This is a genomic window from Pseudomonas sp. BNK-7 (genome assembly GCF_048072025.1).
Taxonomy (GTDB): Bacteria; Pseudomonadota; Gammaproteobacteria; order Pseudomonadales; family Pseudomonadaceae; genus Aquipseudomonas; species Aquipseudomonas danubii.
The window spans coordinates 317552-344129 of the sequence record NZ_CP182252.1 but is presented as its reverse complement, the minus strand read 5'-3'; the positions used below and the strand labels follow the sequence as shown (position 1 = coordinate 344129).

Below are 26578 nucleotides of genomic sequence, written 5' to 3'. Positions count from 1 at the left end.
CATGGCTGAAGCCGAAAAAACTGTCCGTACGCTGACTGGCCGTGTTGTCAGCGACAAGATGGACAAGACCATCACCGTTCTGATCGAGCGTCGCGTTAAGCACCCTATCTACGGTAAATACGTTAAGCGTTCGACTAAGCTGCACGCGCACGACGAAACCAATCAGTGCCACATCGGCGACAAAGTCACTATTCGTGAAACTCGTCCGATGGCCAAGACCAAGTCTTGGGCTCTGGTTGATGTTCTCGAACGCGCTGTGGAAGTCTAAGGGCTAGGGGTCGGAGAAATTATATGATTCAGACTCAATCCATGCTCGATGTGGCCGATAACAGCGGCGCTCGCCGCGTTATGTGCATCAAGGTGCTGGGTGGCTCCCATCGTCGTTACGCTGGTATCGGTGACATCATCAAAGTTACCGTCAAGGAAGCAATTCCTCGCGGTAAGGTGAAAAAAGGCCAAGTGATGACTGCAGTTGTAGTCCGCACTCGCCATGGTGTTCGTCGTGCTGACGGCTCCATCATCCGCTTTGATGGCAACGCTGCTGTTCTGTTGAACAACAAGCAAGAGCCGATCGGCACCCGTATCTTTGGGCCAGTGACCCGTGAACTTCGTACTGAGAAGTTCATGAAGATCGTCTCGCTCGCCCCAGAAGTGCTGTAAGGAGATCCGACATGCAAAAGATTCGTCGTGACGACGAGATCATCGTGATCGCCGGCAAAGACAAAGGTAAGCGCGGTAAGGTGCTTAAAGTTCTGGCTGATGACCGTCTGGTTGTCGGTGGCCTGAACTTGGTCAAGCGTCATACCAAGCCTAACCCGATGTCGGGCGTACAGGGCGGTATCGTCGAGAAAGAAGCGCCACTGCACGCTTCCAACGTCGCCATTTTCAACGGCGAAACCAACAAGGCTGACCGCGTTGGTTTCAAAGTAGAAGACGGCAAAAAAATTCGTGTCTTCAAGTCGACCCAAAAAGCGGTTGATGCTTGAACACTGCTAGGTAGAAGACCATGGCACGACTAAAAGAGATTTACCGGAAGGAAATCGCTCCGAAACTTAAGGAAGAACTTAAGCTTTCGAACGTGATGGAAGTTCCGCGCGTTACCAAAATCACCCTGAACATGGGTCTGGGCGAAGCAATCGGCGACAAAAAAGTCATCGAGCATGCTGTTGCTGACCTGGAAAAGATCACCGGCCAGAAAGTCGTTGTGACCTACGCTCGTAAATCCATCGCTGGCTTCAAAGTCCGCGAAGGATGGCCGATCGGCGTCAAAGTGACCCTGCGCCGTGAGCGTATGTACGAGTTCCTGGATCGTCTGCTGTCGATCTCCCTGCCTCGGGTTCGCGACTTCCGCGGCCTGAATGCCAAGTCCTTCGATGGTCGTGGTAACTACAGCATGGGCGTGAAAGAGCAGATCATTTTCCCGGAAATCGATTACGACAAGATCGATGCTCTCCGCGGTCTGGACATTACCCTGACCACCACTGCTAAGAACGATGATGAAGGCCGCGCTCTGCTGCGTGCTTTCAAATTCCCGTTCCGCAACTGATTGGAGTAGGAAAATGGCCAAGAAGAGCATGAAGAACCGTGAGCTGAAGCGTCAGCTTACTGTTGCCAAGTACGCCACCAAGCGTGCAGCGCTGAAAGCTATCATCGTGGATCTGAACGCAAGTCCAGAAGCCCGTTGGGAAGCTACCGTAGCGCTGCAGAAGCAGCCACGTGACGCAAGTGCCTCGCGCATGCGTAACCGCTGCCGCCTGACTGGTCGTCCGCACGGCGTTTACCGCAAGTTCGGCCTTGGCCGTAACAAGCTGCGTGAAGCTGCAATGCGTGGTGACGTACCAGGTCTGGTTAAAGCCAGCTGGTAATAGCTATCAAAGTCGCGGTGGTTGGGCTCGTAAGATCCCGATCACCGGTGGCCTTGAATCTGAATCAAGCCCCTTTTGGGGCTTGATTCATTTCTGGGGTGTGTCTAGAATGACCGGCTCGCCTGAGCCCGTGTTTTTTGCCCGGAATTTCTCGGCGACAGTTGTAGCCGCAAGGCTAATTCTTTTTGTATCAGGAGCATCTAGCCCATGAGTATGCAGGACCCGTTAGCGGACATGCTAACTCGAATCCGTAATGCCCAGATGGCTGAAAAGTCCGTCGTAAGCATGCCGTCTTCCACGCTGAAGGTGGCTGTAGCAAAAGTCCTGAAGGACGAAGGTTACATCGCGGGTTATCAGATCAGCAGCGAAATCAAACCTCTGCTGTCCATCGAGCTGAAATACTTCGAAGGCCGTCCGGTCATCGAGGAAGTGAAGCGCGTTAGCCGTCCAGGCCTGCGTCAGTACAAGTCCGTTGAAGAACTGCCGAAAGTACGTGGCGGCCTTGGCGTGTCTATCGTCTCCACCAACAAAGGTGTGATGACTGATCGTGCTGCGCGCGCTGCCGGTGTCGGCGGCGAAGTTCTTTGCACTGTGTTCTAAGGGGGGATAAGCATGTCTCGCGTCGCTAAGAACCCCGTTAAGCTGCCAGCTGGTGTCGAAGTTAAATTCGCCGGCCAACAGCTTTCGGTGAAGGGTGCCAAGGGCACTCTCGAACTGAACGTTCACTCGTCCGTTGAAATTGTTGAGGAAGCTGGTGAGCTGCGTTTCGCTGCTCGCAATGGCGACCAACAAACTCGTGCAATGGCCGGTACCACTCGTGCTCTGGTAAACAACATGGTCCAAGGCGTTAGCCAAGGCTTCGAGCGTAAGCTCCAGCTGGTCGGTGTTGGTTACAAGGCACAAGCAAAAGGCACAGTGCTGAACCTGGCCCTCGGCTTCTCGCATCCAGTGGATTACGAACTGCCGGAAGGCATCACCGCTGAGACTCCTAGCCAGACCGATATCCTGATCAAGGGCATCGATAAGCAGCTGGTAGGTCAAGTGGCCGCTGAGATCCGCGACTTCCGTCCACCAGAGCCTTACAAAGGTAAAGGTGTGCGCTACGCGGACGAAGTCGTCCGTCGTAAAGAAGCCAAGAAGAAGTAGGGCATAGCAAATGACCGACAAAAAAGTTACTCGACTGCGTCGCGCTCGCAAAGCACGCCTGAAAATGCACGAACTCGAAGTCGTGCGTCTCTGCGTGTTCCGCTCTTCGCAGCACATCTACGCCCAGGTCATTTCGGCCGACGGCAACAAAGTCTTGGCGAGTGCCTCGACTTTGGATAAAGAACTGCGTGATGGCGCCACTGGCAACATCGACGCGGCCACTAAGGTTGGCCAGCTGGTCGCTACGCGTGCAAAAGCCGCTGGCGTCTCGCAGGTGGCTTTCGACCGCTCTGGCTTCAAGTACCACGGCCGCGTCAAGGCGCTGGCTGATGCTGCTCGTGAAGCTGGGCTGGAGTTCTAAGTTATGTCAAATAACGACCAAAAGCGCGACGAAGGCTACATCGAGAAGCTGGTTCAAGTTAACCGCGTAGCCAAAACCGTTAAAGGCGGCCGTATCTTCACTTTCACCGCGTTGACCGTGGTTGGTGATGGTAAGGGCCGTGTTGGCTTCGGCCGTGGCAAGTCGCGTGAAGTGCCTGCTGCGATCCAGAAGGCAATGGAAGCTGCTCGCCGCAACATGATCCAAGTTGATCTGAACGGCACCACTCTGCAGTACGCTATGAAGTCCGCTCATGGCGCTTCCAAGGTGTACATGCAGCCTGCTTCTGAAGGTACCGGTATCATCGCTGGCGGCGCTATGCGTGCTGTCCTCGAAGTTGCTGGTGTTCAGAACGTTCTGGCCAAGTGCTACGGCTCGACTAACCCAGTAAACGTGGTTCATGCCACTTTCAAAGGTTTGAAGGCTATGCAGTCCCCTGAATCCATTGCCGCCAAGCGTGGCAAAAGCGTCCAGGAGATCATCTGATCATGGCTACCGTTAAAGTAACGCTGATCAAAAGCATGACCGGCCGTATCCCTAACCACAAACTGTGCGTTAAGGGTCTGGGCCTGCGTCGCATCGGTCACACTGTAGAAGTCCAAGATACTCCCGAGAACCGCGGGATGATCAACAAGGCTTACTACATGCTGCGTGTCGAGGGTTAATCGATGAAACTCAATGATCTGAGTCCAGCGCCGGGTTCCCGTCGCGAAAAGCATCGTCCGGGCCGTGGTATCGGTAGTGGTTTGGGTAAGACTGGTGGCCGTGGTCACAAAGGTCAGACTTCCCGCTCCGGTGGCACCATCGCTCCAGGCTTTGAAGGCGGTCAACAGCCGCTGCATCGTCGCCTGCCGAAGTTCGGTTTCGTTTCCCTGAAAGCCATGGACCGCGCAGAAGTGCGTCTGTCCGAACTGGCCAAAGTGGAAGGCGACATCGTTACCGTGCAGTCCCTGAAAGATGCCAACGTGATTAACCAGAACGTTCAGCGTGTGAAAATCATGCTGTCCGGCGAAGTTACTCGCGCTGTGACCATCAAGGGTATCGCAGCCACCAAAGGTGCGCGTGCGGCTATCGAAGCAGCTGGCGGCAAGTTCGAGGAATAAATGGCTAAGCAAGGTGCTCTCTCTGCGCTCGGCAAAGGCGGTATGTCTGAACTCTGGGCTCGTCTGCGTTTTCTGTTCCTGGCGATTATCGTCTACCGAATAGGCGCACACATCCCGGTTCCAGGTATCAACCCGGACCGACTCGCAGACCTGTTTCGACAGAATGAGGGGACCATTCTTAGCTTGTTCAACATGTTTTCCGGTGGCGCGCTGGAGCGGATGAGCATTTTTGCACTGGGGATCATGCCGTACATCTCGGCTTCGATCATCATGCAACTTATGACAGCCGTCAGTCCGCAGTTGGAGCAGTTGAAGAAGGAAGGTGAAGCTGGCCGTCGCAAGATCAGCCAGTACACCCGCTACGGCACTGTCGTCCTAGCTCTGGTTCAGGCCATCGGCATGTCCGTTGGTCTGGCAGGGCAGGGCGTTGCGTTCACTGGTGACTTTGGCTTCCATTTCGTCGCGGTATCCACGTTTGTGGCTGGTGCGATGTTCATGATGTGGCTGGGTGAGCAGATTACTGAGCGTGGTGTTGGCAACGGTATCTCGATGTTGATTTTCGCAGGTATCGTCGCCGGTCTTCCGAGAGCGATCGGGCAGTCTTTCGAGTCTGCGCGTCAGGGTGATATCAACATTTTTGCCTTGGTTGCGATCGGTTTGCTGGCAGTAGCGATTATCGGTTTTGTGGTGTTCATTGAGCGTGGCCAGCGTCGTATTGCTGTTCACTACGCCAAGCGTCAGCAGGGCCGCAAGGTTTTTGCTGCGCAGACCAGCCACTTGCCGCTGAAAGTGAATATGGCCGGTGTAATTCCTGCTATCTTCGCGAGCAGCATTTTGCTGTTTCCGGCTTCGTTGGGTGCCTGGTTCGGTCAGTCTGAAGGTATGGGCTGGTTGCAGGACATCTCGCAGTCGATCGCTCCTGGTCAGCCGTTGAATATTCTGCTGTTTAGTGCAGGGATTATTTTCTTCTGCTTCTTCTATACGGCGTTGATGTTCAATCCGAAAGACGTAGCGGAAAACCTGAAGAAGTCCGGTGCCTTTATTCCGGGCATCCGTCCAGGTGAGCAGTCGGCGCGCTACATTGATGGCGTTCTGACCCGCTTGACCATGTTCGGTGCTCTATATATGACGGCCGTGTGTCTGTTGCCCCAGTTCCTGGTGGTTGCTGCAAACGTTCCGTTCTACCTTGGCGGGACCTCGTTGCTGATCGTGGTCGTGGTTGTTATGGACTTTATGTCGCAAGTACAATCGCACCTCGTTTCCCACCAGTACGAATCCCTGATGAAGAAAGCCAACCTGAAGGGTTACGGCAGCGGCATGCTGCGCTAATCCATAAGGTTCGAGGAGTTGGTGATGAAAGTTCGTGCATCGGTGAAAAAGCTGTGCCGTAACTGCAAGATTATTCGCCGCGAAGGTGTTGTTCGAGTAATTTGCAGCGCGGAACCGCGTCACAAACAGCGCCAAGGCTGAGTGTGATTGTGCTTCAAGCCCGGCAGCTAGTGCGCTGCCGGGTTGATTATTTGTTATTACAGCGATATTATCTCGCGCCCTATTTCTTGGCTTCCGGGGCGTAGGTAGCTGTCAATTGGAGTCCCACTGAATGGCCCGTATTGCAGGCGTTAACATTCCAGATAACAAGCATACTGTTATCTCGCTGACCTACATCTATGGTGTTGGTCGCACTACTGCGCAGAAAATCTGTGCGGTGACTGGGGTCAACCCAGCTGCGAAGATCAAGGATCTGAGCGACGAGCAAATTGAACAGCTGCGTGGCGAAGTGGCGAAGTTCACCACTGAAGGTGACCTGCGTCGCGAAATCAACATGAAAATCAAACGCTTGATGGATCTGGGCTGCTACCGCGGTCTGCGCCATCGTCGTGGTCTTCCAGTGCGCGGTCAGCGTACCAAGACCAACGCGCGTACTCGCAAAGGTCCGCGTAAGCCGATCCGCAAGTAATCGCACCAGCGAATCGACAGGAATTTAGTCATGGCAAAACCTGCTGCTCGTCCTCGTAAAAAGATTAAAAAGACAGTGGTTGATGGCATCGCCCACATCCACGCGTCTTTCAACAACACCATCGTGACCATTACCGACCGTCAAGGTAACGCTCTTTCCTGGGCAACCTCCGGTGGTTCGGGTTTCCGCGGTTCTCGCAAGTCCACCCCGTTCGCTGCTCAAGTAGCTGCCGAGCGTGCTGGTCAAGCTGCGCTGGAATATGGCCTGAAGAACCTCGACGTTAACGTCAAGGGCCCGGGTCCAGGTCGTGAATCCGCAGTCCGCGCTTTGAACGGCTGTGGCTACAAGATCGCCAGCATCACCGACGTGACGCCAATCCCGCACAACGGGTGCCGTCCGCCGAAGAAGCGCCGCGTGTAATCCAGGAGATTGTAAAGAATGGCTCGTTACATTGGTCCAAAATGCAAACTGGCTCGTCGCGAAGGCACCGATCTCTTCCTGAAGAGCGGCGTGCGCGCTATCGAATCCAAGTGCAACATCGAAGCAGCTCCTGGCATCCACGGCCAGCGTCGTGGTCGTCAGTCCGACTACGGTACTCAGCTGCGTGAAAAGCAAAAAGTTCGTCGTATCTACGGCGTGCTCGAGCGTCAATTCAGCGGCTACTACAAACAAGCAGCTGGCAAGAAGGGCGCAACCGGCGAAAACCTGTTGCAACTGCTCGAATGCCGTCTGGACAACGTTGTATACCGCATGGGCTTCGGTTCTACTCGTGCCGAGTCCCGTCAGCTGGTATCGCACAAGTCGATCAGCGTAAACGGTCAGACCGTTAACGTTCCGTCCTACCAGGTTCGTGCTGGTGACGTGGTTGCTGTTCGCGAGAAAGCAAAAAATCAACTTCGCATTGTCCAAGCTCTCGATCTGTGTGCTCAACGTGGCCGCGTAGAATGGGTAGAAGTAGACACTGAGAAGAAGTCGGGCGTTTTCAAGAACGTTCCAGCTCGCAGTGATCTGTCCGCCGACATCAACGAAAGCCTGATTGTCGAGCTCTACTCCAAGTAAGGGCTAGAAAATAGGTGCATCCATGCAGATTTCGGTAAATGAGTTCCTGACACCCCGCCACATTGATGTGCAGGTTGTCAGTCCAACCCGCGCCAAGATCACCCTCGAGCCTCTCGAGCGTGGTTTTGGCCACACCCTGGGCAACGCGCTGCGCCGCATCCTGTTGTCCTCAATGCCCGGCTGTGCAGTAGTCGAGGCCGAGATTGACGGTGTGCTCCACGAGTACAGCGCCATCGAAGGTGTACAGGAAGACGTAATTGAAATCCTGTTGAACCTTAAAGGTCTGGCTATCAAGCTGCACGGCCGTGACGAAGTTACGCTGACCTTGTCGAAGAAGGGTTCGGGGGTGGTTACCGCTGCCGATATTCAGCTGGATCATGATGTCGAGATCGTTAACCCCGATCACGTAATCGCTAACCTGGCGTCTAACGGCGCCCTGAACATGAAGCTCGTAGTAGCTCGTGGTCGTGGTTATGAACCGGCCGACTCGCGTCAGAGCGATGAAGACGAAAGCCGCAGCATTGGTCGCTTGCAGCTTGATTCTTCGTTCAGCCCGGTTCGCCGTATCGCATACGTGGTGGAAAACGCCCGTGTCGAGCAGCGTACTAACCTGGACAAGCTGGTTATTGATCTGGAAACCAACGGTACTCTGGATCCTGAAGAGGCTATCCGTCGTGCTGCAACCATTCTGCAACAGCAGTTGGCTGCGTTCGTCGACCTCAAAGGTGACAGTGAGCCAGTGGTAGTCGAGCAGGAAGACGAGATCGATCCGATCCTGCTTCGCCCGGTTGACGATCTGGAACTGACTGTACGTTCGGCTAACTGCCTTAAGGCGGAAAACATTTACTACATCGGCGACCTGATTCAGCGTACCGAAGTAGAACTGTTGAAGACTCCGAACCTGGGTAAGAAATCCTTGACCGAAATCAAGGACGTTCTGGCCTCCCGCGGTCTGTCCCTCGGCATGCGCCTCGACAACTGGCCGCCTGCAAGTCTTAAGAAGGACGACAAGGCGACTGCCTGATCGTCGTAATCACCGAACGTTGTGTTTGGTAAGGAATGAACCATGCGTCATCGTAAAAGTGGGCGTCACCTGAGCCGCACCAGCTCGCACCGCAAGGCCATGTTCCAGAACATGGCGGTGTCGCTGTTCGAGCACGAGCTGATCAAAACTACACTGCCGAAAGCTAAAGAACTGCGCCGCGTTGCCGAGCCGCTGATCACTTTGGCCAAGACAGACAGCCTGGCTAACCGCCGTCTGGCTTTCGACCGTACTCGTTCGAAAGCTATCGTTGGTAAGCTCTTCAACGACCTGGGCAAGCGTTACGCTACCCGTGAGGGTGGCTACCTGCGCATCCTCAAGTGCGGTTTCCGCGCTGGCGACAACGCTCCTATGGCGTACGTTGAACTGGTTGATCGTGCTGTCGGCGGTGAAGCTGTATCCGCTGAGTAAGACGTCAGTCTGAAACAAGGAACCGGGCCTAGTGCCCGGTTTTTTGTATCTGTATGTATTATATATTTCTATCGTTAGCTAATGTGTAATGCATTGGATCTTGTAACACTGCTGGTCAATACTCTTCGTCAGCCGATTAGCCGGCAGTTTCACAGACTGACAGAGGAAGATTGTGCATGAGCCAGACCAAAACTCTTACTACCGCTAGTGGCGCTCCTGTCGCTGATAACCAGAATTCCCGTTCCGCCGGCCCTCGTGGCCCGCTGCTTCTCGACGATTTTCACCTGATCGAAAAACTCGCCCATTTCAATCGCGAGAATATCCCTGAGCGTCGCGTGCACGCCAAGGGCTCGGGTGCCTACGGCACTTTCACGGTCTCTCGCGACATCACCCAATACACCAGTGCCAAGTTGTTTGAAGCGGTTGGCAAGAAAACTCCGACCTTCCTGCGTTTCTCTACAGTAGGCGGCGAGCGTGGTTCGGCTGACACCGAGCGCGATCCCCGCGGCTTTGCCCTTAAGTTCTACACCGAAGAAGGCAACTGGGACATCGTGGGTAACAACACCCCGGTCTTCTTCATTCGTGACCCGCTGAAGTTTCCCGATTTCATCCACACCCAGAAGCGCCTTCCTCAGAGCAACCTGAAAAGTGCTCAGATGATGTGGGACTTCTGGTCGCATTCGCCTGAGGCGCTGCACCAGGTAACCATTCTGTTTTCCGATCGGGGCATTCCAGACGGTTACCGTCATATGCACGGCTTTGGCAGTCACACCTACAGCCTGATCAACGCCAAGGGCGAGCGGCACTGGGTCAAGTGGCACTACAAGACCAAGCAGGGCATCAAGAATCTGGCGCCGGCAGAGGCTGCACGTCTGGCGGGTGCCGATCCGGATTACGCTCAGCGCGACCTGTTCAACGCGATCGAGCGCGGCGACTTTCCGAAGTGGAGCGTGTGCATCCAGATCATGACTGAGGCGCAAGCCGCGGCGCACTATGAGAACCCGTTCGATGTGACCAAGACCTGGTCGCAGAAGGAGTTCCCGTTGATCGAGGTTGGCGAGTTGGAGTTGAACCGCAATCCGCTGAACTACTTCGCTGAGGTCGAACAGGCCGCTTTCGGACCAAGCAACATGGTGCCAGGGGTCGGGCTTTCTCCAGATCGCATGCTGCAGGGCCGGGTGTTTGCTTACGCCGATGCTCACCGTTATCGCGTTGGTACCAATCACCAGCAACTGCCAGTGAATGCGCCGCTGAGCCCGGTGAACAGCTATCAGCGCGACGGCTCCATGGCTTTCGGAAGCAATGGCGGTGCTGCGCCGAACTACGAGCCCAACAGCTACAGCGATGCGCCTAAGCAGGCTCCACGCTACGCAGAACCGCCCCTTGCCCTTAGCGGTGGCGCAGACCGCTACGATCATCGCGAAGACACCGACTATTACAGTCATGCAGGAGCTCTGTTCCGCTTGATGAATGATGAGCAGAAGGCTCTGTTGATCAACAACATTGCCGGTGCCATGACTGGAGTGACTGCTGATGTGGTTGATCGTCAGCTGCAACATTTCTATAAGGCTGACCCGGCTTACGGCGAGGGTATTGCCAAGGCTTTGGGTGTATCGCTCAAGTAAGTCTAAATAAGAAGCAGAACCGCCCTCATTTGGGCGGTTTTTGCGTTATTTATACTGCTTTTCTCAGATAATCTTCACTTTTTCGGTTATTTCTAAGTGACCTGCAAGTCAGCTTGGTTCACACTATCGACTTTCAAGCAGGGAGATGTAGGGCGATGCAAGGTCACCCGGACGTAATCGATTACCTCAACACGTTGCTGACGGGCGAACTGGCAGCACGCGACCAATATTTCATCCACTCGCGGATGTACGAAGACTGGGGCTTTACCAAGCTCTACGAGCGTATCAACCACGAAATGGAAGAAGAGGCGCAACACGCCGATGCCCTGATGCGCCGCATTCTGATGCTCGAAGGCACGCCGCGCATGCGTCCTGACGATCTCGACACCGGGACCACGGTGCCGGACATGCTGGCCAGCGACTTGCGCCTTGAATACAAGGTTCGCGCTGCGCTGTGCAAAGGCATCGAGCTGTGTGAACTGCACAAGGACTACGTCAGCCGCGACATTCTGCGTATCCAGTTGGCAGATACCGAGGAAGATCACACCTACTGGCTGGAGAAGCAGTTAGGCCTGATCAAATCCATCGGGCTGGAGAACTACCTGCAGTCGCAGTTCTGACTGCATAAGGCGTGGATACCGGTTCGTGAGCAAGCTCGCTCCTACGGTAGATGCGTCAAGCCTGAGATGTAAAAAAGCCCCTGTCACCGTGAGATGACAGGGGCTTTTTCATGGGGCTCAGGCTCGATCGCGGGTTAGCAGCGGCTTGAGGTAGTGCCCGGTGTGGGACTGCGGCATTTCCGCTACCTGTTCCGGGGTGCCGACGGCGATGATCTGGCCGCCTTTGGAGCCGCCTTCCGGCCCCAGATCCACCAGCCAGTCGGCCGTTTTGATCACATCCAGGTTGTGCTCGATCACTACCACTGTGTTGCCGTGATCACGCAGGCGGTGCAGGACGTCCAGCAATTGCTGGATATCCGCGAAGTGCAACCCAGTGGTCGGTTCATCGAGGATATACAGGGTCTTGCCAGTGTCACGCTTGGACAGCTCGCGTGACAGCTTGACCCGTTGAGCCTCGCCGCCAGACAGCGTGGTAGCCGACTGACCGAGCTTGATGTAGGACAGGCCCACATCCATCAGGGTCTGCAGCTTACGCGCCAGGGCCGGGACGGGAGCGAAGAATTCGCGGGCCTCCTCGATGGTCATTTCCAGCACCTCGTGGATGCTCTTGCCCTTGTACTTGATCTCCAGCGTCTCGCGGTTGTAGCGCTTGCTCTTGCACACATCGCAGGGCACGTAGATGTCCGGCAGGAAGTGCATCTCGACCTTGATCAAGCCATCGCCCTGGCAGGCTTCGCAGCGTCCACCCTTGACGTTGAAGGAGAAACGTCCAGGCCCGTAGCCTCGGGAACGGGACTCAGGAACCCCAGCGAACAACTCGCGGATCGGCGTGAACAGCCCGGTGTAAGTGGCTGGGTTGGAGCGCGGAGTACGGCCGATCGGGCTCTGATCGATATCCACGACCTTATCCAGGTGCTGCAGACCATTGATGCTGTCGTGAGGCGCTGCCTCTAGGGTCGTGGCACCGTTCAATGCTGTGGCGCTCAATGGAAACAGGGTGTTGTTGATCAGCGTCGACTTGCCCGAGCCGGAAACCCCGGTCACGCAGGTCAGCAGGCCGATGGGAATTTCCAGGTCGACATTGCGCAGGTTGTTGCCGCGAGCGCCCTTGAGTGTCAGGGACAGCTTCTTGTTGCGCGGCGTACGTTTGGCCGGCACCACGATCTTCACCCGGCCCGACAAGTACTTGCCGGTCAACGAGTCCGGGTGCGCCATGACTTCAGCAGCCGTGCCTTCGGCGACGATACGGCCACCGTGCACACCGGCGCCCGGGCCGATATCCACCACATAGTCGGCCAGGCGGATAGCGTCTTCGTCGTGTTCAACCACGATTACGGTGTTGCCAATATCCCGCAGGTGTTTCAGGGTCCCCAGCAGCCGATCATTGTCCCGCTGGTGCAGGCCAATGGATGGTTCGTCGAGGATGTACATGACCCCCACCAGGCCGGCACCGATCTGGCTGGCCAGGCGAATACGCTGAGCTTCGCCGCCGGACAGGGTATCGGCGCTGCGATCCAGGGTGAGGTAGTCGAGCCCGACGTTCACCAAGAACTGCAGGCGCTCGCGGATCTCCTTGAGGATCTTGTCGGCAATCTCACCACGGCGTCCGGTGAGTTTCAGCGTACCGAAGTAGTTCGTGGCATCGCCGATGGGCAGGCTGGTGACCGCCGGCAGGGTCTTCTCGCCGACCCAGACATGGCGAGCCTCGCGACGCAGGCGCGTGCCACGGCAATCCGGACAGGGCTGGGTGCTGAGAAACTTGGCCAGCTCTTCACGGACGGTGGCCGATTCGGTCTCCCGGTAGCGCCGCTCCAGGTTTGGCACTATGCCTTCGAAGGGGTGGGAGCGCTTGACGATGTCGCCCCGGTCGTTGAGGTACTTGAAGTCGACGTTCTGGGTGCCGCTGCCGTGCAGGATGACCTTCTGCTGATCCGCCGGCAGTTGGTTGAACGGCACTTCCAGGCTGAAGCCGTAATGAGAGGCCAGTGAACCGAGCATCTGGAAGTAATAGACGTTGCGTCGGTCCCAGCCGCGAATCGCCCCTTCGGCCAAGGTCAGTTCGCCATTGACCAGGCGCTTGATGTCGAAGAACTGCTTGACCCCCAGACCGTCGCAGGTAGGACAAGCGCCAGCGGGGTTGTTGAAGGAGAACAGCTTGGGTTCCAGTTCGCTGATGGCATGACCGCAAATCGGGCAGGCGAAACGGGCGGAGAAGATCATCTCTTCCCCCGGCTCGTCGTCCATCGGCGCTACCAGGGCAATCCCGTCCGCCAGTTTCAGCGCGGTTTCAAAGGACTCTGCTAGACGCTGCTGCAGATCGCCACGCACCTTGAAGCGGTCGACCACCACATCGATGGAATGCTTCTTCTGTTTATCCAGCTTCGGCAACTCGTCCAGTTCAAACAGCTTGCCGTTGACCCGGGCCCGCACGAAGCCCTGGGCCCGCAGCTCTTCAAAGACCGAGAGGTGTTCGCCCTTGCGCTCACGAATGACCGGGGCCAGCAGCATCAGCTTGCTGCCTTCGGGCTGCGCCAGCACCAGGTCGACCATCTGGCTGACGGTCTGGGCTTCCAGCGGAATGTCGTGGTCCGGGCAGCGCGGGGTGCCCACGCGAGCATAGAGCAGGCGCAGGTAATCGTAGATTTCGGTAATGGTGCCGACGGTGGAGCGCGGGTTGTGAGAGGTGGATTTCTGTTCTATGGATATCGCCGGCGACAGCCCTTCGATGGTGTCGACATCGGGCTTTTCCATCATCGACAGGAACTGTCGGGCGTAAGCCGACAGCGATTCGACATAGCGGCGCTGGCCTTCGGCATAAAGCGTGTCGAAAGCCAGGGACGACTTGCCGGACCCAGACAGCCCGGTGATGACGATCAACTTGTCCCGCGGCAGGGTCAGGTCGATGTTCTTCAGGTTGTGGGTGCGGGCCCCACGAATCAGAATCTTGTCCAAAAGTGGCCTCGATCGGCGGGCGTAAAGGCAGGAGTATAAAACCAAACACTGGATGGATGCACACTATCATGCGGTGCTTTTTTGCTCGCTGTTGGGGCTGCGCGGCAAAGCGTCGCCATATACCCCCTCAATCGATCGGACTGGTAGAATCGCCGCCGGTTCACATGAGGTTTATCCATGCACGATCCCCACAGCGAACGCATGAGTGGCAGCGAGACCCGCGCAGCGAGCGGTCTGGCCCTGGTGTTCGCCTTCCGTATGCTTGGCATGTTTATGGTACTGCCGGTCCTGGCGACCTATGGAATGGATCTCGCAGGAGCGACCCCGGCTCTGATCGGCTTGGCGATTGGCGCCTATGGTCTGACCCAGGCGGTTTTCCAGATTCCCTTCGGCATCATTTCCGACCGTATCGGTCGTCGCCCAGTGATTTACCTGGGGTTGATCGTGTTCGCCCTGGGCAGCGTGCTGGCGGCCAATGCCGATTCGATCTGGGGCGTGATCGCCGGACGAATCCTGCAAGGTGCCGGGGCGATTTCCGCCGCAGTGATGGCGCTGCTTTCGGACCTGACCCGCGAGCAGCACCGGACCAAGGCCATGGCCATGATCGGCATGACCATCGGCCTGTCCTTTGCCGTGGCCATGGTGGTCGGTCCGCTGCTGACCCGCAGCTTTGGTCTGTCGGGGCTGTTCCTGGCCACGGGTGCCATGGCCCTGGTGGGCATCCTGATCGTTGCTTTCATGGTCCCGCGCTCCACCGGCCCGTTGCAGCACCGCGAGTCCGGCGTGGCGCGCCAAGCGCTGATCCCGACCCTCAAGCATCCCGATCTGCTGCGCCTGGATCTTGGTATCTTCGTGTTGCACGCCATGCTGATGTCGAGCTTCGTCGCCTTGCCCCTGGCACTGGTGGAAAAGGCCGGTTTGCCCAAGGAACAGCACTGGTGGGTCTACCTCACCGCGTTGCTGATTTCCTTCTTCGCCATGATCCCGTTCATCATCTATGGCGAGAAAAAACGCAAGATGAAACGAGTTCTGCTCGGCGCGGTCAGTACGCTGCTGCTCACCGAGCTATTCTTCTGGGAGTTCGGCGACAGTTTGCGGGCGCTGGTGATCGGCACCGTGGTGTTCTTCACCGCATTCAACCTGCTGGAGGCGTCGTTGCCGTCGCTGATCAGCAAGGTCTCGCCGGCAGGCGGCAAGGGCACGGCGATGGGGGTGTATTCCACTAGCCAGTTCCTCGGTTCGGCACTGGGCGGCATCCTCGGCGGCTGGTTGTTCCAGCATGGCGGTTTGTCGGTTGTGTTCCTTGGATGCGCAGGTCTGGCTGCACTCTGGTTGGGCTTTGCTGTTACCATGCGCGAGCCTCCATATGTGACGAGCCTGCGCTTGCCGTTATCGCCTGAAGCGATCCGCGAAGCTGGTCTGGTTGAGCGCCTGAAAGCCGTCGCTGGAGTAACAGATGCCGTGGTGGTGGCCGAAGAGGCTGCCATTTACATCAAATTGGACACCGAATTATTGGATCGCGCGACGCTCGAGCAGTTGGTCAACTCAGCGCCGTCGCCGCGCGAAGCCTAGGAGAACGTTATGGCCCGTGGGGTTAACAAAGTCATATTGGTCGGTACTTGCGGCCAGGATCCCGAAGTTCGCTATCTGCCTAACGGTAACGCCGTGACCAACCTGAGTCTGGCCACCAGCGAACAGTGGACCGACAAGCAGACCGGTCAGAAGGTCGAGCGCACCGAGTGGCACCGTGTTTCGATGTTCGGCAAGGTCGCTGAGATTGCCGGTGAGTACCTGCGCAAGGGTTCCCAGGTCTACATCGAGGGCAAACTGCAGACTCGCGAGTGGGAAAAAGACGGCATCAAGCGCTACACCACCGAGATCATTGTCGACATGCAAGGCACCATGCAGCTGCTGGGTGGCCGTCCACAGGGCGACCAGCAAGGCCAGGGCGGCATGTCCAACTCGGCACCGCGTCCTCAGCAGTCCCGTCCTGCTCCGCAGCCACAGCGTGAGTCGCGTCCGGCGCCACAGCAGGCCGCTCCGCAGCCGGCACCGGATTTCGACAGCTTCGATGACGATATTCCGTTCTGAAAAACAGCTATTTAAGAAGTGACAAAATCTGAAGCGAAGCCATTGATCTGGCTTCGCTTTTTTATTGTTTACAGATTTTTGCGGAGTTAGAGCTACATTTTTTAAGCGTTTACCTCGCGAAGGTGTAAACAAATGGCTCTGAACCCGTATGCGGTAAAGAAGATTGTCTTGAGCTCTGGGGAGCGCCTGCCAGTGCTGATTGCACTTGCCACCGGTGCCCCCTTGTTCGAGCCGTCTGTTTACGTGCTCAGTGAGATTCGGGCTACCAACAGAGCGAGCAATACGATTGACCAGGTCTTGAGGTCAATCATGGTATTGCAGCTATTCCTCGACTCGAGTCAGATTGATATTGAGCAGCGGATTCGAGAGAGAAGTGTTTTTCGTTTGAGTGAGCTGGATGAGCTTGTTCGGCACTGAATCGCCCCGGATTCTCTAGACACCTTGCAAGCTCATTGCGTAACGCTTTTCAAACTCTACCGGTGACAGCTGATTGTTGAAACCATGGCGGCGTTTTGCGTTGTAGAACATCTCGATGTAATCAAACACATCACTACGAGCATCTTGCCGCGAGGTGTAGATTTTCCGCTTGATCCGTTCTCGTTTCAGAAGCTGGAAAAAGCTCTCGGCCACTGCACTGTCATGACAGTTGCCTCGGCGGCTCATGCTGGCAATCAAATTGTTTGCCTTCAAAAAGCTGCGCCAATCGGAGCTGCTGTACTGGCTACCTTGGTCGGAATGAACCATCACCTCTTGCTTCGGTTTACGCCTCCAAACCGCCATCAACAACGCATCAATCGCCAGATCACTGGTCATCTGCGACTTCATTGACCAGCCAACGACCTGACGAGAAAACAGATCCAGCACCACCGCCAAATACAACCAGCCTTCATACGTACGAATGTAGGTGATGTCGGTGACCCAAACCTTGTTGGGTTCCACGACATCGAACTGGCGCTTCAGCAAATTGGGTGAGGCGACCGCTGGCTTACCGCCGTGCTTTCCAGGGCGGCGTCGATACCCTGTCTGAGAGCGCAGACCTTCAAGACGCATCAGCCTCGCCACACGATGCCGACCACAATCCTCACCGACCTCGCGCAGATCGTCATGGATTTTGCGATATCCATAAACACCGCCGCTCTCCAGCCAGGAATGCTTGATTAAACCCAGCAGTCGCTGGTCGTCTTTGGCGCGTAAAGATTGTGGCTCAGACAGCCAAGCGTAATAACCGCTGGGATGGACTTTCAGCGTCAGGCAAAGCCGTCGAATCGAATAGTCGCCCGAGCGCCGCTTGATAAAGGCGTACTTCAGCCGCACTCCTTGGCAAAGTACGCGGCGGCCTTTTTTAATATGTCTCGCTCTTCAGTGACGCGCTTGAGTTCCGCTCGCAGACGACGCAGTTCAGCGTGCTGATCATCATCCTGCTGCCGTTCTTCTTGGGGTTTGCTGTAGCGCTTTATCCAGACATAGAGGCTATGCGTCGATACGCCAAGACGGGCCGCTACCTCAGCGACAGGCAGCTTCTTTTCGGTGACTTTATTGACTGCTTGGATTTTGAATTCTTCGGGGTAACGCGGGTTGCTCATGGCACCTCCTAATTGACCTCAGTTTAAGGCAAAGAGGTGTCTACGAAACCCGGGGCGATTCAGTAATTGGTCTGATGAGTATGATAGAAATTGGATATTTGACAGATTAAAAGTGAAATATATAGCTACTGGTAGCCAGCAGGTTGTCAGTAACTCCACCTGGCCCCGTTATGCCAAACTTAGAACGTGGTAAAGCATAATTGCTTGAGTATTGATGCTCAGGAATTGCCATAAGCTGAGTGGACTATCTCTCCTGTCGTCATGTCCCGGTAGATGGGGTATGGAGATTGGTGCCCAGTGACGCTAGCTCTTCGTTCCAGCAGGCGATAAGAAAGGATGATTCGGATGCTAAACCCAGCACACCGCGGGGTTGATTTATTATGGGGAAATTTAGTCGTCTATGTTCATTCTATCGTCTATTCTAAAAAGTAGTACTTTGGGGTTTAAAGTTCGCAAGCTTTTTTGTCTTTGGAGGTGGTAGAAGATGGGGGGGGCACTCGCGCCGAAATGTAGGCTTGCTGTCGTGAAAATCGCCAGCAGATGCAATCTAAATTGCTCATATTGCTATATGTATAATATGGGTGATGAAACTTATCGAGACCAACCTAAGGTGATGAGTGATGCTGTAGTTAATGCCCTTGTAGCGAAATGTGTAGAACACTGCAATGCTCACGGAATATCACAATTTACATTTGCATTGCACGGGGGGGAGCCATTATTGGCAGGACTTAAAAAATTTGAGGGTTTTATTGCTCATGCCCGTGAGCGAATGGGAATGGGCGGTATAAAAGTTCGGTTCGTCGTACAAACAAATGGGGTCTTACTAGATGATGTATGGTGCCAAAGTCTAAAAAAGGCAGGGGTCGCTGTCGGTATCAGCATCGATGGGCCTGCTTCCATACATGACCGTAAGCGCGTCACGCATCAAGGAAAAGGGTCTTACGAATCAGTGATAGCGGGCTTTAGATGTGCGCAAAAATGTGGCCTGACGCCTGGATTGTTGACGGTCATAGATCCTGCCTCGAATCCGAGTGATGCCTACGACCATTTTAAGGCTTTGCAACCAAGCCGTATTGACTTTCTACTTCCAGAAGGCAATCACGTCCAACCTCCGATTGGACTTGGAGCAACAAATACGCCATACGCTGACTGGCTATTGGCTGTTTTTGAGCGTTGGTGGGCAGAGGATGCACCATTTAGTGCTCGCTTATTCGAGCAAATCATAGGGGCGGTCTTAGGAGTTCCTTTTCGATCTGATGCCCTAGGAGGGCAGGAAAACGAGTTGTTAGTATTTGAAACCAACGGGGAAATTGGTCCTGTGGATGTATTGCGTGCAGCGGTGCCTGGTTCATCGTGCACTGGTATAAATGTTCTTTCCCATAGTTTAGATGAAGCGTTTCGTAATCACTCTGTGAGCCTCTATCATTCGAGTCATAACAATTTTTGTTCTCAATGTAGGCGCTGTCCAATTAATAAGATATGTGGTGGAGGATATCTGTCTCATCGTTTTGCACTGGGCACAGGCTTTGATAATCCCTCGGTCTACTGTCGTGACCTTACTACTTTGATTGTTACATTGCGTGAACGAGCGATTTCGATACTGCCGTCTGGCTTGCAGGTGCTAGCTGATGTACGTTCGATGTCTATTACTGAAGTTTTTTCACAGCAGTGTGGTGAGCTTATTCATAAGGGCTAGAGTTGTATGATATAGGAGAAGTGTGCTACTTCTTCATGTTCGCTCTCAAAGGCTTTCACCAGTGTGCAATCGGCATCTTTCAGTATTTTACGCCACGTTTCTATGTTTTTTGGAGGAACTCCTTGGCCCGTTAGTACCTGGGCTACGTCGTGAAATAGTGTCCGGCGAAAGCGTAGGCTTTCTCGGTCCTCGACGGTTCCCAAGCGCCCATAATAATCACTTAAAAGAAGGAGGCGGTTTGGGAAGGTGCTCTTTAGATTATATAACCATGAATGAATGCTTTCGAAAGACTCGTTGCCAAAAAAAGTATTTGCCAAGTTGGATGCGGTTATTATTTGTATCTCTTCTAGAGTGTTGGGTTCTAAGTGCTTAGAGATGTCGAGTGCGTTGCCATGGTAGAATTTTACGCGGTCATCAAGATTTGATGCTTGTGATACTGTCTGTGCCATCTGAATGGCGGCTATGTTAGTGTCGATGCCCCACGCTTGTATAGAAGTATTCTGAGTCGCAAAGTCGAGTAGGAGTCCGCCGGATCCACAACCCAAATCAATCAGCTTCGTAACATTAAGCTGCGAAAGCAGGTTCAACATGAATGAGTTGGTAATTCCACGATCTGCCTTAGAGAATGCCTGCGCGTGGCGTTGCCAATTGACTTTCTGAGCGCCAATGGAGGGACTGGCTAAAATTTGATGTAGGCTTTCCAAACAAGGTCCGAATGCACCGATATATTGGTCGAGTAAATGACCAAGAAATAATGGGTCGATAGTAGAGATGGATGTGTCAGACCCAGCACTAGTTGCTCCCTTGATGGGGAAAACGCCATACATCCTTTGTCGAACATAGTTTGTAAGTTTTTCAAATGTTTTTGCGTCGAAACCTTGCTCCGAAGCAATGTCCTCGATGGAACGATCCTTAGTTAAGGCTGCCATTGCACCCGTTTTATAAAAGCAATCAAGTATAGATATCAGATAGTAGCCTTCAAGCGCAGCAAAGATGTCGAGTTTTCCCTCCACCTCACTCATGGGGTGCTCGGTTGCGATGCAACCGCCCTCGCATCGCCAAGCTTTATGAGTGTTACAACGTCTTCGAGTGCAGGCATTAGGTTTAACTCCTCAAGATGAACTCGGTTTCCGATGGGCATGTGGCTTTCCAATCAATACAGGCTTTTCGGTTTGTGACTGCGCTGCGATGCTAGTCGGAGCTATGGGTGTCAATATATAAATGTACTAGCCGCAATACGGTGCGTTAAATGCCAATTCGCAATCGGCTAAATTTTTTTCCAGGGTGTGGTTGACCATATTTGCTTTGAACTCTAAAAAAACGGCTACCACGGGCAATGTTTCGTTTAGCTCTCGACTGTGTTTTCAGTTATCGATAATATAATCCCAGCATCGACTGCTTCTCTGGAGAAGTTCAAAATATCGTCTTTCGTTATCTCCAGCTTTGCTATTTTTGATAAGTTTTTTGCAATCGTAGAATAGCTAGTTGAGGTGGTTAGGTTGTGGAGTATGAAGGCTGTAAGCATATCAATCTCATTTATACTCACGCTTTCTGAATGCTGTTTTACCTGGTAAAGTAAGTAGTGATGATTCTCTTGGAAGTTTGAAACATTTGCCCCTTGGTTGATATGTTTTTTCATATCTATTAGGTCGAAGCGATGCTGGGCTACAACGCATTGGCCGTTCCAAACTACAAGCGGGCTAACAGTGGAATAATTTTTTTTAAGTAAAATATCGCGGAGAGACAGTTCATGATGTAACATTTCGGCTATCGCAAAGCTCGCCTTGTTGGATCTATGCACTAAATATGCCTTCAGTGCCTGAGATATCAGCGCGAGGTGCTGATCAGTTGACAATGGGCCATTTTGGCGTTTGTTGTAAAGTTCAGTTGAAAAAAGACTGAAGAAATCTAATTCTAGCCCGCTATCGGCCAACAGGCGAAATGTATATGGAAGCTCACGCCGAATCCCATTGTGCTTTACTTTGGTAATGAAACCTTGGAGCTGGACTAATCGCTGCACCAACTCCGGTCCTAAAATTCTAGCTGCGAAATCTTCGGTTGTCGGATGTGAAGTGTTTTGCGTGATAACTTTTTTTACCCTTGTAAGGAAATTTGGGTTTGAAAGGCATCTGGCGACTAGTGCCTGTGCCAGGTCGGAATCTATCACAGTGGTGATCTCGAAAGTGTTTCCCTGATTCGATTGATATCTTCAATTATGGTGTCTGTTGGAAAGTTTCCATCCCAGTTGTACTCCAACGTTATCGCTTTTGGTTTTACCCTGGTTTGAAGGCTCTCGAGTAACTCGAAAACTGAGTTGGGTGCACGACGAGAATGATCGTCCCACCAAATTTCGCCTTCAATATGAGTGCCTGATATATGTATTTCTACTATTCGCTCAGTCGGCAGTGCTAATAGTGTTTCATTAGTGTTAATGCCTAAATTTTCACAGGTGATTGTCAGGTGAGAAAGATCTAAAAGTAGCCCTGTCCCTAGGCTGCGGGTACACAGTTTTTGGATGAACTCGAGCTGAGACATAGTACTGCCCGGCATGTCAAAGTAAGTTGGTCCATTCTCCAAAATAATCGGTAAGTTAAAGAGCTTTGACCAATACTCGCTGTTCGAGATCACGCGATTTAGAATTGATTCACTGAACTGCGGGTTAACTGTATAGCCAATGCTAAAAGAGTCGCTACCTCCAACTAATGCCTCATGCATAGACCGGCCTTGATACTGTCCGTCAGCTTGTATGTATGCTAAATGCTCTCCAAGCCACGGAGTTTCAGTTTCCTTTATCCAGTGCTCTAGCTCCCTAACTATCTTGTCTTTGGGTGGAACATTTCCCGCGAGGGAGAGCGAGGCGCAGTGTAAAATAATAGATGTGTTGTCTCTGATTTCAATCGCTGAAGGAGTTTTGATTAACTGCTCAAAAGGGATTTCAATAAAATCGATTAGTTCGGGTACTTCACGCACTAGGCGAGATGCGTAATCCGCATGAGCGATACCCACTAATGTCCTCATAGTCAATGAGCCTCGTTAGTCAATAATCTGTCTGAAACCGGGCTCTAAGGTTTCTGGGATCGTTCCTATCTCATTGAATGTTAATGTGATTCGTCCTTTTTCATTAATGCATTTTATGAGGGCCTCCTTGGAGGCGTCATCCAGAAGTTCAAATTCCACCACTTGACGTCCAGAGACTGTAAACCGTTTATCCTTATCCTTGTCGTTAGCCATTTTGGTCTCCCGTATCAGCTGTCTTAGCTATCAAAAATTGAGTGATGTCGCCCTATTCAGCGCTTCCGAGGCTGCTGATGTTTAAACCATAGAAGGATTTCAAAAAAGCGCCAGCAGGTTTTTTGAATTTCCTTGTAGTGGATTGGTGATCGTGAAGGACTGCATGGATCGAGCTTTGAAAATACCAAGATGATCGGTGCTGACCTCAGAAACGCCAATATAGGTGAATGCAGATTTCTCGGGGGCGAGGGGGATTTTCGCTCTGAACGTACCCAGGCTCCGGAGAGCTGGCTTGTTTACCCTAGCGATGAGCAGAGAGGGTGGGGGGAGCGGATTTTCAATAAGCCGCTAGAGCTCTGAACGCTTATATCTACTGGCTACCGATAGGTAGCCAGCAAGATTTCGCCGTCCGGTTGTCATTAGTGCGTGCTTGAGTCCTTCTGCGGTTCTTGAGGTGATTCCAAGATCGCTTTACGTCCGTTCAATCAGCGCCAACAGAGCATGAGCTGATTTTGGAAATCAAGGTAGAAACTTCGCCGGAGTTTGATGAGGAGTACAATGCATTCTTAGAAATTGTTCATCAGATGATTTATCCAATGGATTGAGCTCCTCCAAACATGCATCGAGCGACCTAGACATCTTGGACGCTTGAGTGCTAACCACCTCTGCCTTTAATTGGCAGCTGTACCGTAAGTGTAAACAAGTTCGACCAAAGTCCTAGGTTGTTTACAGTAGCAGGTTGGATTTTTAGCATATGTAGTGCTAGATATTTGATGTTTATTGGATTTTTATTTATTTACAGTGGATAGGTATACAGAACCGTTCTGATTGCTCCCTCGAGCATTCAGTATCGATGAGAAAGGGGCCCCGTACAGGGCCCCTTTTTTATGCCGGACTGTTTCCTTTCAGGCGCTGGGATTGGGCTCAAAGTTGCACTCGGCGCAATCGACCGCTCAGGGCAACCACCTGATGATCCGGTGTGGGAATCGGCCGTCCACTGAGGCCCATGCCTTCGCTCACCAGCACCGCCCCCTCGACGCAGCACAGATTGGACGGTGTATCCAGTTCGTTGGCGAGCACTTGCACACTGCGTTGCTGCAGGTCGCAGCGCAGCAGCCGTCCACTGAAGCGGGCAAAGCCGCCGTGCAAGGTCTCGCCGGACCAGTCGGGCTGCAGGGGCTGCAACAGCCGGTCGCACAGTTCCAGCACCAGAATCCGCTCCTGCGGGTCCAGCGCCAGCCCGGTGGGCAATTGCAGCCCGCGAATCAGTACCTCGATCCTGCCACTCTCGGGCCAGACCCGGATTACCTGGCCCGCCTTGTCGGCGAAGTCGATGCCCTTTCGCGCCGGGTCACTGTGCAGCTCGCCAGAGAACAGGCTGATCAGCACCGCGTCGGTCTGTGGCTCATGCACCAGGGTCACGGGTACGGCTTCCTGGCCCTGATCCAGGTCGGGCAGTTGGGCCAGGATCTGCTCCTCACCCTGAGTGAACTCCACCAACTGGTTGGTATCGGGCTTGACCGCCAGCCAGCTCTGGCGCGCGGGGTGATAGCACAATGAGTTGAGGTTGCCGTGGCTGTGGAACAGCGGCTCGGGCGGGCTGTATTGCAGGTCCAGAAGCTTGGAACCGGCGACGTAATCGGTCTGGCTGGCCAGGTAGCGCCCGGCACCGAAGGCAATGTCCGACAGCCCCATGATTTCATCGCGCAGCATCCGCGACTGCATGTTCATCGAGCGAAAGCCCTTGGCCAGAACCTCGGGTGGCAGGTAGGTGCCGGGGGCGTGAGGATCTGGTCGCAGGCGACTGATGCGACCGCTGAACGCTTGATCCGGCAGGCCTGAGCCAGCTTCCACCAGCAGCAGGCTGCCATCGTTTTCCACGCAGATACCGCGAGGGTTGAGCAGCCCCTGGGCGATGATGCTGCTTGAGCGCAGCAACTGTTCCGGCTGGGCGGGAATGTGTAAAGCAACGGGCATGGTCTTCTCCTTGTTCAAGGTTGCCAGGGCGTGCCGTTGAGATAGGCGGTCAGCAGGGAGCGCTGGCTCGGCGACATCGAACGCACCACGGACATGTACAAGGTGGTGTTCTGGTACTCGGGGGATATCCGGGCCAGGATCGCCTGTTTGTAACCCATCACCGCGTCGGGTTGATTGAGCTGGATATAGCGCGACATGGCGGGGAAGGCCAGGTAATGAAAGCGCAGCACGTTTTGAAACGCCTGCTCCCAGGTGACGATGCTGCCGGTTGGAATGCCGAAGTCGCTCCAGGCGTACTTGCGGAAGTTGCTGAAGCTCTGGGTCAGAGGGTTGTTGTCGATGGTGTAGGTCAGTGTGGTGAAACCGGCCTGGGTATTGGAACCGGCGACGGGGACGACGTTGAAGCTCACCGAAGGTTGACCAGCCGGTACCGTTACCGAGTTCGGAAGCTCCAGGAAGTTCCAGTAGCGATTGGCTTGATAGGCGGCGGTCGCCGAGGCGTCGATGCTGATTGGCGTATCTTCCTGTACCGGTGCTCCCAGGTAACGGACTTGCAAGGTGATCTGCACGCCGCTGCTGTCGGGGTCCAGGTAGGTGTTGCGCTGATCGCTGTAGACCCGATACGGGCATTCGGGAGCCGACAGCGCCGGGTTGCGGGTGGTCCCGGGGGCACTGATGCACAAGGGCGTGCTCTGCACCAACTGTGTCTGGGTCGAGTTGAGCGGCACGTCGATGATGCCGCCGTACCGGTAGTAGTCCTGCAGCAGCGGGTCGCTGGGCTCAAAGCTCGCCAGGGGCGTTGTTCCGGCCGCAATGGTGACGGTCCCGTAGTCGGCGTTGGGACCGATGGGGCTGGTGATGTCGTCGCGTACAGCCCTGAACGTCTGCTTGGGGATCAGGTTGACCATGTCGATGCTCAGTTGCCCGTTGGCAACTTCGGCATAGGCAACGCTGTTGATGTTCAGGTCTTTGTCGGCATTGATGATTTGCCGGCCTGGCGGACAGATTTGCGGCTCATCGGTAAACGCCGTGGCCAGGGTGCCGATGACTCGGCCGATGCTCGGGTTCGGGCTGAACTGGTTGGCGGCGTAGTCGGCATTCAATTGCTCGGTAGTCAGGGTCGGACACATTTCGAACATCACGAAACGCAGCACGATCCCAGTCGCGTTAGGCGCTTCGATCAGGGCCCTGAGTCCGGCACTTTCCTTGTTGTAGCTGACGATGCTGCTCAGCGGAAAGGTCAGTTGAAAGGTGCCGCTGGCATGGAAGGAACCTGGTGAGTCCATGGTTGCCGGCTCCAGCACCCGGGTGTTGAGGTCGAAGCTGCTGCACACGGTATCCCAGCGAATCAGTAGCTCAGGCGTGTTGCCGTTGCCGATCTGCAGGCCTCCGACAAAGATCTGGGTCGTGGTGCTGGCTGTGGGGTCCAGGTCGACCATCATCGGGCCGGAGTAGGGCCCTTGTCCGGTGCCGGGTGTAACGGAGCCGAGTAGGTAGACCGGTTGGCCGACCATATCCCCTTCCAGCGCAATGTTGCCCGGGGTGCCTTGGGAACTGATCAACGCTTTGTGCAGTGTCACCACGTGTTCGCCATAGTGGTTCCAGCCGCCGGCCGTGTACCGGCTGTTGGGGCCGATTCTCGGGTCCGGGGCGTTGATCAGTTGGTACAGGTGCTCATCGCTGTAGGTCTTGGCCTGGTCCGCCACGGTCGAGGTGGTCAGGTCGAACAGCTCAAGGGACGTGGTGATGCCGTTGGGCAAGGTCGGCGAGTTGTTCGGCACGCTGACGTCGGTGGAGATACCGCCCCAGAAGTTCAGTCGGGGTCCATTCAATATGCTCAT

General features: G+C 54.4%; 31 protein-coding genes and 1 pseudogene. 24 read left to right on the top strand and 8 right to left on the bottom strand.

Annotated features, from left to right (window positions below; genetic code table 11):
- Position 1: 1 nt before the first annotated feature.
- From rpsQ to bfr, 20 genes are all read left to right on the top strand, one after another.
- On the top strand, positions 2-268 hold the full coding sequence (gene rpsQ, locus ACMGF8_RS01620) for a 30S ribosomal protein S17 (protein WP_003194644.1): 267 nt from the start codon (positions 2-4) through the stop codon (positions 266-268).
- A 23-nt stretch (positions 269-291) separates the two neighbouring features.
- Entirely contained in the window at positions 292-660 is a 369-nt protein-coding gene (gene rplN / locus ACMGF8_RS01615; RefSeq protein ID WP_002555479.1) for a 50S ribosomal protein L14, read from the top strand.
- 11 nt (positions 661-671) lie between these two features.
- The gene (gene rplX, locus ACMGF8_RS01610; RefSeq protein ID WP_007896770.1) at positions 672-986 is read left to right on the top strand and encodes a 50S ribosomal protein L24; all 315 of its coding nucleotides are present in this window, start codon (positions 672-674) and stop codon (positions 984-986) included.
- Between the two features lie 20 nt (positions 987-1006).
- Positions 1007-1546 (top strand): 50S ribosomal protein L5, encoded by a 540-nt coding sequence (rplE, locus tag ACMGF8_RS01605; RefSeq protein ID WP_003210069.1) that lies wholly within the window; start codon positions 1007-1009, stop codon positions 1544-1546.
- Positions 1547-1559: 13 nt separating this feature from the next.
- On the top strand, positions 1560-1865 hold the full coding sequence (gene rpsN / locus ACMGF8_RS01600; protein ID WP_003228726.1) for a 30S ribosomal protein S14: 306 nt from the start codon (positions 1560-1562) through the stop codon (positions 1863-1865).
- 207 nt (positions 1866-2072) lie between these two features.
- Positions 2073-2465, top strand: a complete 393-nt coding sequence (rpsH, locus tag ACMGF8_RS01595; protein WP_011063773.1) for a 30S ribosomal protein S8 — start codon at positions 2073-2075, stop codon at positions 2463-2465.
- Between the two features lie 12 nt (positions 2466-2477).
- Positions 2478-3011 (top strand): 50S ribosomal protein L6, encoded by a 534-nt coding sequence (rplF, locus tag ACMGF8_RS01590; protein WP_025129400.1) that lies wholly within the window; start codon positions 2478-2480, stop codon positions 3009-3011.
- A 10-nt stretch (positions 3012-3021) separates the two neighbouring features.
- Positions 3022-3372 carry a 50S ribosomal protein L18 gene (gene rplR / locus ACMGF8_RS01585; RefSeq protein ID WP_003186037.1) on the top strand — a complete coding sequence of 117 codons (351 nt, stop codon included), beginning with the start codon at positions 3022-3024 and terminating at the stop codon, positions 3370-3372.
- 3 nt (positions 3373-3375) lie between these two features.
- Complete coding sequence (gene rpsE / locus ACMGF8_RS01580; RefSeq protein WP_007924184.1) at positions 3376-3876, top strand: 30S ribosomal protein S5; 501 nt, start codon at positions 3376-3378, stop codon at positions 3874-3876.
- Between the two features lie 2 nt (positions 3877-3878).
- Positions 3879-4055 carry a 50S ribosomal protein L30 gene (gene rpmD / locus ACMGF8_RS01575; protein WP_003176408.1) on the top strand — a complete coding sequence of 59 codons (177 nt, stop codon included), beginning with the start codon at positions 3879-3881 and terminating at the stop codon, positions 4053-4055.
- Between the two features lie 3 nt (positions 4056-4058).
- On the top strand, positions 4059-4493 hold the full coding sequence (rplO, locus tag ACMGF8_RS01570; RefSeq protein WP_007924183.1) for a 50S ribosomal protein L15: 435 nt from the start codon (positions 4059-4061) through the stop codon (positions 4491-4493).
- Positions 4494-5822 carry a preprotein translocase subunit SecY gene (gene secY / locus ACMGF8_RS01565; protein ID WP_007924182.1) on the top strand — a complete coding sequence of 443 codons (1329 nt, stop codon included), beginning with the start codon at positions 4494-4496 and terminating at the stop codon, positions 5820-5822.
- Positions 5823-5846: 24 nt separating this feature from the next.
- A complete protein-coding gene (rpmJ, locus tag ACMGF8_RS01560; RefSeq protein WP_002555468.1) occupies positions 5847-5963 on the top strand; it encodes a 50S ribosomal protein L36 in 117 nt (38 codons plus the stop codon).
- 130 nt (positions 5964-6093) lie between these two features.
- Positions 6094-6450: a 30S ribosomal protein S13 gene (gene rpsM / locus ACMGF8_RS01555; protein WP_003186020.1), complete on the top strand. Its 357-nt coding sequence runs from the start codon at positions 6094-6096 to the stop codon at positions 6448-6450.
- A gap of 30 nt (positions 6451-6480) precedes the next feature.
- Complete coding sequence (gene rpsK, locus ACMGF8_RS01550; RefSeq protein WP_007924177.1) at positions 6481-6870, top strand: 30S ribosomal protein S11; 390 nt, start codon at positions 6481-6483, stop codon at positions 6868-6870.
- A gap of 18 nt (positions 6871-6888) precedes the next feature.
- Positions 6889-7509 (top strand): 30S ribosomal protein S4, encoded by a 621-nt coding sequence (gene rpsD, locus ACMGF8_RS01545; protein WP_011063772.1) that lies wholly within the window; start codon positions 6889-6891, stop codon positions 7507-7509.
- 22 nt (positions 7510-7531) lie between these two features.
- Positions 7532-8533, top strand: coding sequence for a DNA-directed RNA polymerase subunit alpha (locus ACMGF8_RS01540; protein ID WP_007970428.1), 1002 nt, complete (start codon positions 7532-7534; stop codon positions 8531-8533).
- Between the two features lie 42 nt (positions 8534-8575).
- Entirely contained in the window at positions 8576-8962 is a 387-nt protein-coding gene (gene rplQ / locus ACMGF8_RS01535; RefSeq protein ID WP_007924175.1) for a 50S ribosomal protein L17, read from the top strand.
- Positions 8963-9138: 176 nt separating this feature from the next.
- Positions 9139-10587, top strand: coding sequence for a catalase (locus ACMGF8_RS01530; protein ID WP_416758472.1), 1449 nt, complete (start codon positions 9139-9141; stop codon positions 10585-10587).
- 155 nt (positions 10588-10742) lie between these two features.
- Positions 10743-11207 carry a bacterioferritin gene (gene bfr, locus ACMGF8_RS01525; protein WP_025129396.1) on the top strand — a complete coding sequence of 155 codons (465 nt, stop codon included), beginning with the start codon at positions 10743-10745 and terminating at the stop codon, positions 11205-11207.
- Between the two features lie 117 nt (positions 11208-11324).
- Here the strand turns inward: bfr and uvrA are convergent, their stop codons facing one another.
- Positions 11325-14159 (bottom strand): excinuclease ABC subunit UvrA, encoded by a 2835-nt coding sequence (gene uvrA / locus ACMGF8_RS01520; RefSeq protein ID WP_102882401.1) that lies wholly within the window; start codon positions 14157-14159, stop codon positions 11325-11327.
- Between the two features lie 177 nt (positions 14160-14336).
- Here uvrA and ACMGF8_RS01515 point away from each other — a divergent pair, with 177 nt between their 5' ends.
- The 3 genes and pseudogenes from ACMGF8_RS01515 to ACMGF8_RS01505 form a co-directional block, all read left to right on the top strand.
- Positions 14337-15731 carry an MFS transporter gene (locus ACMGF8_RS01515; RefSeq protein ID WP_102865263.1) on the top strand — a complete coding sequence of 465 codons (1395 nt, stop codon included), beginning with the start codon at positions 14337-14339 and terminating at the stop codon, positions 15729-15731.
- A gap of 9 nt (positions 15732-15740) precedes the next feature.
- On the top strand, positions 15741-16250 hold the full coding sequence (locus tag ACMGF8_RS01510) for a single-stranded DNA-binding protein (protein WP_011063767.1): 510 nt from the start codon (positions 15741-15743) through the stop codon (positions 16248-16250).
- A gap of 132 nt (positions 16251-16382) precedes the next feature.
- A pseudogene (locus ACMGF8_RS01505) lies at positions 16383-16664 on the top strand (site-specific integrase); the annotation flags it as partial.
- A gap of 18 nt (positions 16665-16682) precedes the next feature.
- On the opposite strand, the gene ACMGF8_RS01500 reads toward ACMGF8_RS01505, so the two are convergent.
- Positions 16683-17833, bottom strand: a protein-coding gene (locus ACMGF8_RS01500; RefSeq protein ID WP_416758469.1) for an IS3 family transposase whose coding sequence is annotated in 2 segments (ribosomal slippage) — positions 16683-17590 and positions 17590-17833 — 1152 coding nt in all. Because the reading frame shifts where the segments join, the coding sequence is not laid out codon by codon here.
- A gap of 523 nt (positions 17834-18356) precedes the next feature.
- Between ACMGF8_RS01500 and ACMGF8_RS01495 the strand changes: the two genes are divergently transcribed.
- Positions 18357-19529 carry a radical SAM protein gene (locus ACMGF8_RS01495; RefSeq protein WP_416758467.1) on the top strand — a complete coding sequence of 391 codons (1173 nt, stop codon included), beginning with the start codon at positions 18357-18359 and terminating at the stop codon, positions 19527-19529.
- Here ACMGF8_RS01495 and ACMGF8_RS01490 read toward each other — a convergent pair.
- From ACMGF8_RS01490 to ACMGF8_RS01465, 6 genes are all read right to left on the bottom strand, one after another.
- Positions 19526-20551, bottom strand: coding sequence for a methyltransferase domain-containing protein (locus tag ACMGF8_RS01490; protein WP_416758465.1), 1026 nt, complete (start codon positions 20549-20551; stop codon positions 19526-19528). The two genes, ACMGF8_RS01495 and ACMGF8_RS01490, sit on opposite strands and share 4 nt — an antisense overlap.
- A gap of 323 nt (positions 20552-20874) precedes the next feature.
- A complete protein-coding gene (locus ACMGF8_RS01485) occupies positions 20875-21696 on the bottom strand; it encodes a hypothetical protein (protein WP_416758463.1) in 822 nt (273 codons plus the stop codon).
- A complete protein-coding gene (locus ACMGF8_RS01480; RefSeq protein ID WP_416758461.1) occupies positions 21693-22535 on the bottom strand; it encodes a DUF692 family multinuclear iron-containing protein in 843 nt (280 codons plus the stop codon). The genes ACMGF8_RS01485 and ACMGF8_RS01480 overlap by 4 nt, the downstream gene beginning before the upstream one ends.
- A 27-nt stretch (positions 22536-22562) precedes the next feature.
- The gene (locus tag ACMGF8_RS01475; protein WP_306383404.1) at positions 22563-22760 is read right to left on the bottom strand and encodes a hypothetical protein; all 198 of its coding nucleotides are present in this window, start codon (positions 22758-22760) and stop codon (positions 22563-22565) included.
- A gap of 924 nt (positions 22761-23684) precedes the next feature.
- Positions 23685-24737 (bottom strand): hypothetical protein, encoded by a 1053-nt coding sequence (locus tag ACMGF8_RS01470; protein ID WP_102865264.1) that lies wholly within the window; start codon positions 24735-24737, stop codon positions 23685-23687.
- A gap of 14 nt (positions 24738-24751) precedes the next feature.
- Positions 24752-26578 (bottom strand): hypothetical protein, encoded by a 1827-nt coding sequence (locus ACMGF8_RS01465; protein WP_102865265.1) that lies wholly within the window; start codon positions 26576-26578, stop codon positions 24752-24754.

Excerpts from the sequence above, each read along its gene's own strand:
- secY (WP_007924182.1), top strand. The coding sequence starts at position 4,494 with ATGGCTAAGCAAGGTGCTCTCTCTGCGCTCGGCAAAGGCGGTATGTCT.
- ACMGF8_RS01475 (WP_306383404.1), bottom strand. The coding sequence starts at position 22,760 with ATGGCTAACGACAAGGATAAGGATAAACGGTTTACAGTCTCTGGACGT.
- ACMGF8_RS01490 (WP_416758465.1), bottom strand. The coding sequence starts at position 20,551 with ATGAGTGAGGTGGAGGGAAAACTCGACATCTTTGCTGCGCTTGAAGGC.
- ACMGF8_RS01510 (WP_011063767.1), top strand. The coding sequence starts at position 15,741 with ATGGCCCGTGGGGTTAACAAAGTCATATTGGTCGGTACTTGCGGCCAG.
- rpsE (WP_007924184.1), top strand. The coding sequence starts at position 3,376 with ATGTCAAATAACGACCAAAAGCGCGACGAAGGCTACATCGAGAAGCTG.
- rpsK (WP_007924177.1), top strand. The coding sequence starts at position 6,481 with ATGGCAAAACCTGCTGCTCGTCCTCGTAAAAAGATTAAAAAGACAGTG.
- rpmJ (WP_002555468.1), top strand. The coding sequence starts at position 5,847 with ATGAAAGTTCGTGCATCGGTGAAAAAGCTGTGCCGTAACTGCAAGATT.
- rplE (WP_003210069.1), top strand. The coding sequence starts at position 1,007 with ATGGCACGACTAAAAGAGATTTACCGGAAGGAAATCGCTCCGAAACTT.
- rplO (WP_007924183.1), top strand. The coding sequence starts at position 4,059 with ATGAAACTCAATGATCTGAGTCCAGCGCCGGGTTCCCGTCGCGAAAAG.
- rplQ (WP_007924175.1), top strand. The coding sequence starts at position 8,576 with ATGCGTCATCGTAAAAGTGGGCGTCACCTGAGCCGCACCAGCTCGCAC.
- rplN (WP_002555479.1), top strand. The coding sequence starts at position 292 with ATGATTCAGACTCAATCCATGCTCGATGTGGCCGATAACAGCGGCGCT.
- rplR (WP_003186037.1), top strand. The coding sequence starts at position 3,022 with ATGACCGACAAAAAAGTTACTCGACTGCGTCGCGCTCGCAAAGCACGC.
- rpmD (WP_003176408.1), top strand. The coding sequence starts at position 3,879 with ATGGCTACCGTTAAAGTAACGCTGATCAAAAGCATGACCGGCCGTATC.
- ACMGF8_RS01540 (WP_007970428.1), top strand. The coding sequence starts at position 7,532 with ATGCAGATTTCGGTAAATGAGTTCCTGACACCCCGCCACATTGATGTG.
- rpsN (WP_003228726.1), top strand. The coding sequence starts at position 1,560 with ATGGCCAAGAAGAGCATGAAGAACCGTGAGCTGAAGCGTCAGCTTACT.
- ACMGF8_RS01470 (WP_102865264.1), bottom strand. The coding sequence starts at position 24,737 with ATGCCCGTTGCTTTACACATTCCCGCCCAGCCGGAACAGTTGCTGCGC.
- bfr (WP_025129396.1), top strand. The coding sequence starts at position 10,743 with ATGCAAGGTCACCCGGACGTAATCGATTACCTCAACACGTTGCTGACG.
- rplX (WP_007896770.1), top strand. The coding sequence starts at position 672 with ATGCAAAAGATTCGTCGTGACGACGAGATCATCGTGATCGCCGGCAAA.
- ACMGF8_RS01465 (WP_102865265.1), bottom strand. The coding sequence starts at position 26,578 with ATGAGCATATTGAATGGACCCCGACTGAACTTCTGGGGCGGTATCTCC.
- rpsQ (WP_003194644.1), top strand. The coding sequence starts at position 2 with ATGGCTGAAGCCGAAAAAACTGTCCGTACGCTGACTGGCCGTGTTGTC.
- ACMGF8_RS01515 (WP_102865263.1), top strand. The coding sequence starts at position 14,337 with ATGCACGATCCCCACAGCGAACGCATGAGTGGCAGCGAGACCCGCGCA.
- rpsM (WP_003186020.1), top strand. The coding sequence starts at position 6,094 with ATGGCCCGTATTGCAGGCGTTAACATTCCAGATAACAAGCATACTGTT.
- rpsH (WP_011063773.1), top strand. The coding sequence starts at position 2,073 with ATGAGTATGCAGGACCCGTTAGCGGACATGCTAACTCGAATCCGTAAT.
- rplF (WP_025129400.1), top strand. The coding sequence starts at position 2,478 with ATGTCTCGCGTCGCTAAGAACCCCGTTAAGCTGCCAGCTGGTGTCGAA.
- rpsD (WP_011063772.1), top strand. The coding sequence starts at position 6,889 with ATGGCTCGTTACATTGGTCCAAAATGCAAACTGGCTCGTCGCGAAGGC.
- ACMGF8_RS01530 (WP_416758472.1), top strand. The coding sequence starts at position 9,139 with ATGAGCCAGACCAAAACTCTTACTACCGCTAGTGGCGCTCCTGTCGCT.